The following is a 10,515-nucleotide window of genomic DNA, read 5'->3' on the forward strand; positions in this document are numbered from 1 at the left end:
AATACAAAAAATACTGGTATTTTTGGAAGCTCGCTTGGCGGATTGGTTTCTTTTTACGCAGCTTTGCAATATCCAGAAGTATTTGGAAAAGTAGGTTGCTTCTCACCTGCTTTTTGGATAAATAAGAAAGAAATTTTTCAGAAAATGGAGGACACACCAAAATTTACTACCAAAATTTATATGCTGTGTGGCGATAAAGAAGATGACGGAACAATGGTTTCCGACATGAAAGAAATGGAAACGCTAATAAATTCAAAACGTTGCGAATGCAAAAAGCTAAATAAATCTGTAATTGTAAAAGAGGGCAAACATAACGAAAAATTATGGAGAAATGCTTTCGCAAAAGCGTATCTTTGGCTTTTCTGACAAAATTGATTTACGATTTACGATTTACTATTTACGAACAACAAACAATAAACAATAAACAACAAACAATAAAATGAACAACAACGATATCTTCAAAAAACTACGTGTGGCTTTACAATTGCGTGACGACCAAATAGTAGAAATCTTAAATTTAGTCGATTTTAAAATGTCGAAAGGCGAATTAGGTGATATTTTCCGTGCGGAAGACCACGCTAATTTTATGGAATGTGGTGATCAAGTTCTACGTAATTTCTTAAACGGATTAATTATTCATTTACGTGGTACGAAGGAAAACCCAAAAAACCCTCGAGAAGTAATTAAGACTCACAAAGATTACGAAACACAAACCGAGAAAACGGATAAAACCATTTACGAACCTAAAAAACCTTATAATAAAACGGATAGTAAAACACAGTATAAACCAAGAACTGGTGAAAAGAAAGAATTTAAGCCCAAAACCGGTGAAAATTCAGATAAAAAACCAGCGTTTGGAAAAAATAAATTTGGCAACGATAAAAAACCTGCCAAACAAAATCCAGTTGAAAAATTTAAATTTAAAGACGGAAAAAAATAACATTAAATCCTCAATAGTATTGAGGATTTATTTTTATATTTGATTCAACCCTAAATTTCTAACTATGAAAAATCTATTTACTTTATTATTTTTTGCTTCAATAAGCTCGCTACACGCTCAAAACGAATTGAAATTCGATAAAAGAAATGTGCAATGTGAAGACAAATGGGTAGCCTATCAAATGGATAAAGATAGTCTCTATAGTTTTGGTTTTATTTATATTGACGCTACAGCAGGTTTAACTTTAAACTATGAAGGAGATTTTAAAATTGATAAAACAGGGAAATTTAATAGAATAAAACAAGATTCAATAAGAGAAGTTGGTTTTATGAAAGTAAGACTTGAGCCAAATCGTGTTGCTATAGCAGAAATACCCGAATCTAAATTTAAAGAACTTGAAATTGAGAAAACACCTAAATGGTTAGCGATTTACAAATCGGATGAAAATTCTATTGACCATCTTTATCGTTGGGGATACCTATATAATGGGTGGAATGAATGTGAAAAAGCATTAACTTATTTAGAAAAAGCAGAAAAAATAGATCCGAATTTTAAAGGATTACAAACAGAATTAGCGTTTTCTTATAATGCATTAAAAAAATATGAAAGTGCAGAAATTTGTTTATTAAAAGCCATTAAAAACAATCCAAATGATTGCTATACTTATAAAGAATTAGCGTATTCATATAATCATCAAGGAAAAACAGATGACGTTATAAAAACATACTTTACAATGGTAAAAACGTGTAAAGAAGAGAACTACATTCAAGAAACTGCCTATAATCTTGCTTTTAAATATTATGAAACAAAGGATAAAGTTAATTTTAAGAAATGGAAAATGGAAGCTGAAAAATGGTCGAAAACTGAAAATCAGTTTACTAAATACTTAAAGTTAATGGAAACAGAATTAAATAAATAAATTCTGTAACTACAAATTCTTAAAGTAATCTAATAAAACAATATCATTTATTTTTTCAGGAGTAAAAATCTCTAAAATTGAAGGCGTGTTTTGATTTGATATAAAAGAATTCCAAACAGAATGTAATTCGTTTTCGTTTTGGACTGAAGTATACTCAAAATCATACATTTTAGCTAAATGTTCTGCTGTTAAATGATGAGACGTTTCAAAAAAAGTATTGAACGTTTCCGTTTCTTGATGCCCTGGTAAAATTCTAAAAATCCCTCCTCCACTATTATTTATCAAAATAATTTTGAAATTCTTTGGAATATAATTGTTCCATAATGCATTACTGTCGTATAGAAAACTTATATCGCCAGTAATTAAGATTGTAGGCTTTTTATTTGCTACTGCCGCACCAATTGCCGTTGATGTACTTCCATCAATACCACTTGTACCACGATTACAAAATACCTCAATTGTTTTATTGCAAGGCACCAACTGTAAATAACGTATTGGCGAGCTATTACTAACTTGCAACTGAATATTTTTAGGTAAATTTCGACTTAAGAAATCGAAAACTTTAAAATCTGAAAATGGAATTTCAGACATATACTTCTGGTGCTTTACTAATCTGTCTTGCCAAATGGATTGAAAATCGTGTTGGTACTTTGATTCTACAACATTATTTTCAGCCAATAATTGACTTAAAAAACTTGTACTATTTATTTTAAAATGTTGCGACAAACAACCAAATGTATCATAAGCCCTAATTTCATCAATATGCCAATGTTGGGTTGGTTGATAATTTCGTAACAACGATTTTATTCGTTTAGAAACTACCATACCACCAAAAGTAAGCAAAATATCGGGTTGAAAATTAAGCTTTTCTTCTTCAGAAAACGTGGAAACTAAAGTATCAATTCTATCAATAAATGAAGGATGATGCAAATTAGATGTTTTTTCCAAAAGCACTAATACACTTTTGTCTACCGCTAAGGAATCAATATATTTTTGTTCGATAGCATTTGGTAACAACTCGCCTACTAAAATTAATTTCTTTTTAGCCAACTGCCATTCTGAAATGAACTTGGTATCTAAAGTAAACTCAGCTTCTTCAATAGCAGAAGTAGTGACTTTTGGAACATAAGTTGGTTCCAAAAGTGTTTCATATAAAGGTTCTTCAAACGGAACATTTATGTGAGCTGGACCTTTTTGAGAAATGGCTGTTTCGATTGCTGAAACAATAAGACTATCATTATGCTCAGAAGCATTTTCAGTTAAATTCGCAGAAAAAACAATATGATTAGCAAACACATTTTCTTGACGAATGGTTTGTCCGTCACCAATGTCAATTTTATTTTTTGGCCTGTCAGCCGAAACTATTAGTAAAGGAATTTGACTATAAAATGCTTCAGCAACAGCGGGATAATAATTTAATACTGCTGAACCTGATGTACAAACCACTGCCACAGGTTTTAGTAATTGTTGTGCCAAACCTAAGGCAAAAAAAGCAGCACAACGTTCATCAGCAATGCTATAACAAGTAAAACCTTCCTGATTGGTAAATCCCATAGTCAAAGGGGCGTTTCTCGAACCAGGAGATATTACAATATGCTGAATTTCTTTTTGACGAAAAATTTGAATAACCGCTTGCGCTAATGGTATTTTTGGATATAAGTTGACTTTCAATTTTAATAGTTAAAAAATTAATAAACACATAGAAACATAGGTATTTATGATGAAAAAGTCGCTTCGCTCAAAATAGGACACAAAGCAAAAAGAATGTTTCAAATCAAATTTATCATTATCTTGCCACGAATTCACTAATGTAAAAGGGATTAGATTTAATTCGAATTTTTCGTCAAAGACGAATAATACAAACTATGTCAACTATTTTTTAAATTCGTTAATTCGTGGCAATATAAATAAAACTATGTACCTATGTGTTTTTAAAATATTCTTAGTTACAAATTTACTAATAAATACAGATTTTTTTATACTTTTATGTCATAAATAAATTCTAAAATGAACCCAACAATTTATAAGTATCAAACGGAAGATTGCTCAGCTATACTTGAAATTATTAACGAGCAAATTTTAACTGGCACAGCTTTATACGATTATAAACCGAGAACATTAGCACAACAACTGGCTATTTTTGATGAAAAATTGCAAAAAGGGTTTCCAATTATAGTCGCAAAAATAGCCGATGAAATTGTAGGATTTGGCTATTACAGTGAATTTCGATTTAGAGAAGCTTATAAATTTACAGTGGAACATTCGGTGTATGCTAAGAAAAACTATATCGGAAAAGGAATTGGCAATTTGTTACTTACCGAATTAATCGAATTAGCAAAAAAGCAAAATCTGCATACAATGATTGGCGTTATAGATTCGGAAAATGAGAGTAGCATTGCTTTTCACGAAAAATTTGGCTTTGAAAAAGCGGGGTTTATAAAAGAAGCTGGTTATAAATTTGACCGTTGGTTGCATTCGGTTTTTATGCAGAAAATGCTTTAAAAAAAAGTATTCAGTGTTCAGTTTTTAGTATTCAGTTACTGACTACTAAAAACTGAACACTGAATACTAAATTTATTTTCCCTCAATCCAATTAATAATTGAAGTATCGTTTGGTACAACTCTTGGAGACATCACTTCTGCTAAATGTCCTTTTTCGTCAATTAAATATTTTTGAAAATTCCATTCTACATCGCTGTCTTTTAAACCATTTTTACTTTTCTGAGTTAAAAACTGGTATAAAACATGCATGTCGCTACCTTTTACAGATATTTTTTCCATCATTGGAAAAGTTACGCCATAATTTTTTTTACAAAAGGCACCAATTTCGGCATTTGTACCAGGTTCTTGAGAACCAAAATTATTTGCTGGAAAACCTACAATTACAAAATTACTATTTTTATACTTTTCATAAACGGCTTGTAATTGCTCATACTGGGGAGTTAAGCCACATTCGGAAGCGGTGTTTACAATTAAGATTTTTTTACCTTTTAGAGAAGCAAAATCAAATTCGTTTCCTGATAAATCTTTTACTTTAAAAGCATAAATTGAACCTTGTTCCATAATATTTGTTTTTGGAGTTTCTACTGAAACATTTACGTTTGTATTCCCAACGAAATATTCCCAATTTTCTGATTTTTTTTCTTCCGATTTGGTATTACATGCCAATAATATCAATACTGCGCCTGTAAACGTGTGAAATAATTTCATAATCAATTTATTTAAATTCAAAAATATAAAAAAATATAGCAAACAAAAGTTAATGTTGGGTTAAATAAAAAAACCAAAATGGGTACCTTATTTTTTCTTGTACAATTTCTTATACTTAATAAAAGCTAAGACAGAAATTATCAAAACAATAGCTAAAGCATATAAATAATACACCACATTTTGAGATTCTCCAGAAGCATACGAATGCTTACCGCTTAAATGAAAATTAACACCAAAATACGTCATTAAAATACTTGCAAAAGCCAAAACCGACATAAAATTATAAGCAAATAAACCGCGTAAAGCAGGTACAAATCTGGCATGAATTACAAATGCATAAACCATAATACTAATTAAAGCCCAAGTTTCTTTTGGATCCCAACCCCAATAGCGTCCCCAACTTTCGTTTGCCCATTGACCCCCAAGGAAATTACCAATAGTTAACATGATTAAACCAACTGTTAAAGCCAATTCATTAATATAAGTGATTTCTTTGATGTTCAATTCCATTTTGGCTTTGTTGTTCTTGTTGGTAAAAAGTATTAAAAACAAGGCAACCAATCCCAAAATCATAGCTAAAGTAAACGGGCCGTAACTTGCTACAATAACCGCTACGTGAATCATTAACCAATACGAATTTAAAACCGGCTGTAAATTGGCAATACTTGGATCCATCCAATTCCAATGCGCCACCATTAATATCATAGCGGTTACAAAGGCAGTTGATGCAATAGTAAGTTCTGATTTTCTTCCGAAAGCTACACCAAAAAACATGGTTGCCCAAGCTACATAAATCATACTTTCATAAGCGTCAGACCAAGGCGCGTGCCCAGAAATATACCAACGAACAATTAATCCAGCTAAATGTAGAAAAAATAGTAAAATTATAGTTACGTGGAAAAATTTTACTGTATAATTTACCCATTTCTTTTTATTAAAAATTTGAACAATTACAAATACGAACATTAAAACGCCAGCATACATATACCACGAGAATAATTTCTTGAAAATATCGTATTTGTTATATTGAATTTCTGCTTCTAATTTATCGTCTGAAAGCATGATTTTTCCACCAAATTTCTTTTGGTAATCAGATAAGCCTTTTAATAAACTTTCTGCACTTTTATAGTCATTAGATTGAGATGCTTTTGCTGCTTCACTAAAATAAAAAGGAATAATATTTTTAACTACATCCAAATTGGTTTTTGTAGGATGTTGCAATTCTAAATACGAAGCCCATTTATTATTGGCGTCTTTTGGAAGTGGGAAAAAACGTAAAATTTGTCCACTAATTGCAGAATACAATAAATTTACTTTTTTATCTGCCTCTAAAAAATCTTTTTGAAATTGATTGGGAACTGCTTCTTTATATGCTTCATCCGTTTGTTTTTGCAATTTATAATTTCCGAAATCATCGAAAAAATTAATTAACGGTGCGTATTTTGCTTCTGCGTCAACACCAATAATTTTACGAATGCTGTCGTTTCCTTTTTTCAAGTAAACTATTGGAATTTGGTACCAAAACTCAGGAAATTGGTTCATAGAAATCAAAATCTGATCAGAAGTAAAACCTTCAAACGTGTCGTTTTTAGAAACTTTTCGAAGCAATTCAGATGAAAATGTATTTACCGGTTTCATTCTTCCGCTGATATCTTGGATAACCAGTCGCCCAAATTTTTCAGCATGTTCCGCAGTAACCATATATTTTTTAACCTCTGTTAAAGATTCTGCCGCCGTTGGCATTTTTGGTTTTTTTGCTGAAGTTTCATTTTGGTGTGGGTCGGTTCCGTGATTATGTCCATCGTGATTGGTATGATTATCTTGAGCAAAACCAAACATTCCAAAAAAGAATAAAATAGCCACTAAAGTTGCTTTTTTAGCACGAATTTTTTCTAACTTTATTCTCAAATCATTAAATCGGGTGTTTTTATCAAACAAAATGACCATCATAGCAAAGTATAATAAAAAATATCCGATGTAAGTAATCCAAGTTCCCCAGAAATCGTGGTTTACAGAAAGTACGGTTCCTTTTTCGTCTTCATCAAAACTAGCCTGAAAGAAACGAAATTCTCTGTAATCTAAAATATGATTCATAAAAACGCTATCCGTAAATGTTTTTGATTTTTCTTTATCTTGAATTTCGATTTTACTTTTAAAAGCCGAGTAACTTTTTTCAGTTCCTGGATATTTTTCGGCTACGAAATCATTCAATTTAATTGAAAAAGGAAGTGTATGTACTTTACTTCCATACATTAATGTGAAATCTAATTTTCCAATTTTAAAACTTTTTGGTTCGCCTTGTTTTCCTTTTGAACCCATTAGTGTAATAACTTCTTCTTTGTTTTGAGAAGTGACTTTAACAATAATGGCGTCGTCTGTTTTTTTGTCCTTATAATCGTTATTAGACGCTAAAACAACTTCACCTTTTTGAGCCAATTCAGGAAAAACAAATTGACTTCCACCCGCATTATATAAAGAACGGAACATTAACTCGCTTGTCTTATCTTTTGCAATTGTACCTTGCATTTTGTCTGCCATTCGCATAAAATTGCCATCAAAAGGTGTTTGAATCGTATAATTTTCAGCAGCTTTTGTAATATTAATGGCACCTTGTGTAAACTTATTGAAAGCAAAAAGTACATTACTAATATTTTTCACTTCGCCTTCAACAAGAAAATGCTCTTTTCTACTTCCGGCAATAGCTTCAACTAATTTTATATATAACTTACCATTTGCATTTGGTTTAAACGTTTCAGAAGCATTCATAATGAACTGTTGTAATTCAATTTTGTAAGAAATATCTGAAAACTGATCTGAAAATGTAAATGAATTTGTGGTAGCTTGAGATAATAATAACTGCTTTTCAATAGTTTTACGTTTCATTTCGCCTTGATACTCACCATCTACAAAAGCCGAAATATGTGGCATATCTGAATAAACCGTATTTGAAATCGCACCTTCGCGAATAGGCATTAAACCTTCATAACTAATATATCGGGTAACAAAAGCACCCACAATTATAAAAATCCAAGACAAGTGCAACAATAAGGTAGCCCATTTTTCTTTTTTATACAATTGGTAGCGTTTAATATTACCGAAAAAATTGATTACAAAAAACACCATAATGGCCTCAAACCACCAAGCGTTATAAATCCAAATTCTAGCAGTTTCTGTGTTATAGGCGTCTTCTATGAAAGTTCCTGCTGCCATTGCTGCTGCAAAACCAATAAATAAAAGTGCCATTAGGCGTGTAGAATATAGCGTGGAAAGTAATTTTTGTAACATAAAATATAGTCTTTTTAAAAGTCGTGCAAATGTACAGAATAAGAAATTAAGTGTTGGGATTTTAACAAAATTTAATACCTGTTTGGAAATACCTAATATAACATATTTAGTTCTTTTATATCAAACAACTGCAATGTATTATCTTCCAATTCTAATTCCACCTTACCATTTGGCATAACTTGTTTGATAATTCCCATAAATTTAACTTTATCAGCATTTTCAAAAGCCATGGGTGTGTTTTTTTTAAATAAATTTTCGTGATAGAAATTCCAAAAATAGGTGCCCCCTTCATTTTTATATAAATTAAGGTTACTTTGAAATTGGTTTAAAAAGTGCAACAAAATCTCATCTTTATTAAATTCTTGACCCGCAAGGTTTTTTAAAGAACTGGCTTGTGGTAAATTTGAAAAATTTTCTTGATTCACATTTATGCCAATCCCAACAATAGAAAGTATTTCAGAAGTACTTTTAAATTGATTTTCTATTAAAATCCCACAAATTTTCTTTTTATCTGCCAAAATGTCGTTTGGCCATTTTATAGCTAAATTTGAAATTTTAAGCTGTAAAAATGTTTGAAAAAGACTTACAGCTACAATTACATTTAAATTAAAAACTTCCTCCACATTTAACAACACCTCTTTAATCAAAACGCTGAATGTTAGGTTTTTACCATCTTGTACTTCCCAATTTGCGCCACGTTGTCCTCGTCCATTTGTTTGGTTTTCAGCTACTACGACTGTGAAATTAGCAACCGTTTGTTTGGCTGACATTTCTTTTAAATAAGTATTTGTAGAATCAATGGCATTGAGTTTGATAATATGCATATAAGAAATTTAATGATTACTTAATTTAAGTTACAAAAATAAAGACAAAAAATGATACCTTTGCACAAAACGAACAAATATTAGATGACGAAAAATATTAGCACAGATGATTTACTAGCAAGTATCATCAAAGGAATTGAAGATGTAAAAGGATTAGATATTGATATTCTAGATTTAAGAGAGATTGAAAATAGCGTTTGTGATTATTTTGTAATTTGTAATGGAAATTCAAACACACAGGTAAATGCAGTTGTTAGTTCTGTACAAAAAGGCGTGTCAAAAGAATTAAAAGACAAACCTTGGCATATTGAGGGAACAGATGTTGGCGAATGGGTATTGATGGACTATGTAAGTATTGTTGTTCATGTATTTCAAAAACACATTAGAGAATATTATAATATTGAAAGTCTATGGGGTGATGCTAAAATTACGTCAATAGAAAATAAATTTTAACCCATTATGTCAGAAAACGAAAACAAAAATAAGCCTATTATTAAGGTAGTGAAACTTGGCCCTTGGTTTTTTCCAATTTTAGCCATTTCTGTAATATTACTAATCAATTTTTTTAATGGTGGTTTCGATATGAATTATCCGAAATCGACTTCTATTTCTTCTTTTTATGATTTATTAAACAAAAATCAAATTGAAAAAGTAGATATTTTAACAAGCACGTCCGGCAACACAGCTGAAGTTACCTTAAAAAAAGGGGCTTATATTTCATCTAAAGACGAAGATTTAAAAAAAGTTACTAAAGAAAAAGGACCTCATTATTTAGTAAAGGACGTTGGGAGTTTAGAACTTTTTCAAAACGAATTAAAAGAAGCTAAAAAAAACAAGTTAATTTCTGCATACGATATACAACCAACAGGTAATTGGGGTGACTGGATAGGTTTATTATTGCCAACCTTAATTTTCATCGGATTTTTCTATTTTATTTCAAAAAGAATGGCTGGTGGTCCTGGCGGTGGAGGACAAATATTTAGCATAGGAAAGTCTAAAGCCAAATTATTTGACGAAAAAAATGATGTAAAAGTTACTTTTGAAAATGTAGCCGGATTAGAAGGTGCCAAAGAAGAAATACAAGAAATTGTTGAATTTTTAAAAACACCAGAAAAATACACAAGTATTGGTGGAAAAATTCCAAAAGGTGCTTTACTAGTAGGCCCTCCTGGAACAGGAAAAACCTTACTAGCGAAAGCAGTTGCTGGAGAAGCTAACGTGCCTTTTTTCTCTTTATCGGGTTCAGATTTTGTAGAAATGTTTGTAGGTGTTGGTGCCTCTCGAGTTAGAGATTTATTCAAACAAGCCAAAGAAAAAGCGCCAGCTATTATTTTTAT

10 protein-coding genes are annotated in these 10,515 nt (G+C 30.9%); 6 read left to right on the forward strand and 4 right to left on the reverse strand.

Translation table 11 applies throughout. The annotated features are described in order from the left end of the window. From ACIQ2I_RS05515 to ACIQ2I_RS05525, 3 genes are all read left to right on the forward strand, one after another. A partial coding sequence (locus ACIQ2I_RS05515) for an alpha/beta hydrolase (protein ID WP_396181435.1) occupies positions 1–366 on the forward strand: 366 nt, incomplete at its 5' end. 73 nt (positions 367–439) lie between these two features. Continuing rightward, positions 440–940, forward strand: coding sequence for a DUF1456 family protein (locus tag ACIQ2I_RS05520; protein WP_396181436.1), 501 nt, complete (start codon positions 440–442; stop codon positions 938–940). A 64-nt stretch (positions 941–1,004) separates the two neighbouring features. Then, positions 1,005–1,859 carry a tetratricopeptide repeat protein gene (locus ACIQ2I_RS05525; protein ID WP_396181437.1) on the forward strand — a complete coding sequence of 285 codons (855 nt, stop codon included), beginning with the start codon at positions 1,005–1,007 and terminating at the stop codon, positions 1,857–1,859. 9 nt (positions 1,860–1,868) lie between these two features. Here ACIQ2I_RS05525 and menD read toward each other — a convergent pair whose 3' ends face one another. Then, positions 1,869–3,530: a 2-succinyl-5-enolpyruvyl-6-hydroxy-3-cyclohexene-1-carboxylic-acid synthase gene (menD, locus tag ACIQ2I_RS05530; protein WP_396181438.1), complete on the reverse strand. Its 1,662-nt coding sequence runs from the start codon at positions 3,528–3,530 to the stop codon at positions 1,869–1,871. A 336-nt stretch (positions 3,531–3,866) separates the two neighbouring features. Between menD and ACIQ2I_RS05535 the strand changes: the two genes are divergently transcribed. Beyond that, complete coding sequence (locus tag ACIQ2I_RS05535) at positions 3,867–4,361, forward strand: GNAT family N-acetyltransferase (RefSeq protein WP_396181439.1); 495 nt, start codon at positions 3,867–3,869, stop codon at positions 4,359–4,361. A 72-nt stretch (positions 4,362–4,433) separates the two neighbouring features. Here the strand turns inward: ACIQ2I_RS05535 and ACIQ2I_RS05540 are convergent, their stop codons facing one another. The 3 genes from ACIQ2I_RS05540 to ACIQ2I_RS05550 form a co-directional block, all read right to left on the reverse strand. Beyond that, positions 4,434–5,069 carry a glutathione peroxidase gene (locus ACIQ2I_RS05540; protein ID WP_396181440.1) on the reverse strand — a complete coding sequence of 212 codons (636 nt, stop codon included), beginning with the start codon at positions 5,067–5,069 and terminating at the stop codon, positions 4,434–4,436. Positions 5,070–5,156: 87 nt separating this feature from the next. Beyond that, positions 5,157–8,354 (reverse strand): cytochrome c biogenesis protein CcsA, encoded by a 3,198-nt coding sequence (gene ccsA, locus ACIQ2I_RS05545; protein ID WP_396181441.1) that lies wholly within the window; start codon positions 8,352–8,354, stop codon positions 5,157–5,159. 92 nt (positions 8,355–8,446) lie between these two features. Continuing rightward, positions 8,447–9,178 (reverse strand): biotin--[acetyl-CoA-carboxylase] ligase, encoded by a 732-nt coding sequence (locus ACIQ2I_RS05550; RefSeq protein WP_396181442.1) that lies wholly within the window; start codon positions 9,176–9,178, stop codon positions 8,447–8,449. Positions 9,179–9,262: 84 nt separating this feature from the next. Here ACIQ2I_RS05550 and rsfS point away from each other — a divergent pair, with 84 nt between their 5' ends. Next, the gene (gene rsfS / locus ACIQ2I_RS05555) at positions 9,263–9,631 is read left to right on the forward strand and encodes a ribosome silencing factor (protein WP_396181443.1); all 369 of its coding nucleotides are present in this window, start codon (positions 9,263–9,265) and stop codon (positions 9,629–9,631) included. Positions 9,632–9,637: 6 nt separating this feature from the next. Further along, positions 9,638–10,515 (forward strand): ATP-dependent metallopeptidase FtsH/Yme1/Tma family protein (locus ACIQ2I_RS05560; protein WP_396181444.1); only part of this gene is annotated, 878 nt, incomplete at its 3' end.

Source organism: Flavobacterium sp., assembly GCF_044368995.1.
In the GTDB taxonomy this organism is placed as follows: Bacteria; Bacteroidota; Bacteroidia; order Flavobacteriales; family Flavobacteriaceae; genus Flavobacterium.

Coding starts and splice junctions, on each gene's coding strand:
- ACIQ2I_RS05525 (WP_396181437.1), top strand. CDS start 1,005: ATGAAAAATCTATTTACTTTATTATTTTTTGCTTCAATAAGCTCGCTA.
- ACIQ2I_RS05550 (WP_396181442.1), bottom strand. CDS start 9,178: ATGCATATTATCAAACTCAATGCCATTGATTCTACAAATACTTATTTA.
- ACIQ2I_RS05535 (WP_396181439.1), top strand. CDS start 3,867: ATGAACCCAACAATTTATAAGTATCAAACGGAAGATTGCTCAGCTATA.
- ccsA (WP_396181441.1), bottom strand. CDS start 8,354: ATGTTACAAAAATTACTTTCCACGCTATATTCTACACGCCTAATGGCA.
- ACIQ2I_RS05540 (WP_396181440.1), bottom strand. CDS start 5,069: ATGAAATTATTTCACACGTTTACAGGCGCAGTATTGATATTATTGGCA.
- ACIQ2I_RS05520 (WP_396181436.1), top strand. CDS start 440: ATGAACAACAACGATATCTTCAAAAAACTACGTGTGGCTTTACAATTG.
- rsfS (WP_396181443.1), top strand. CDS start 9,263: ATGACGAAAAATATTAGCACAGATGATTTACTAGCAAGTATCATCAAA.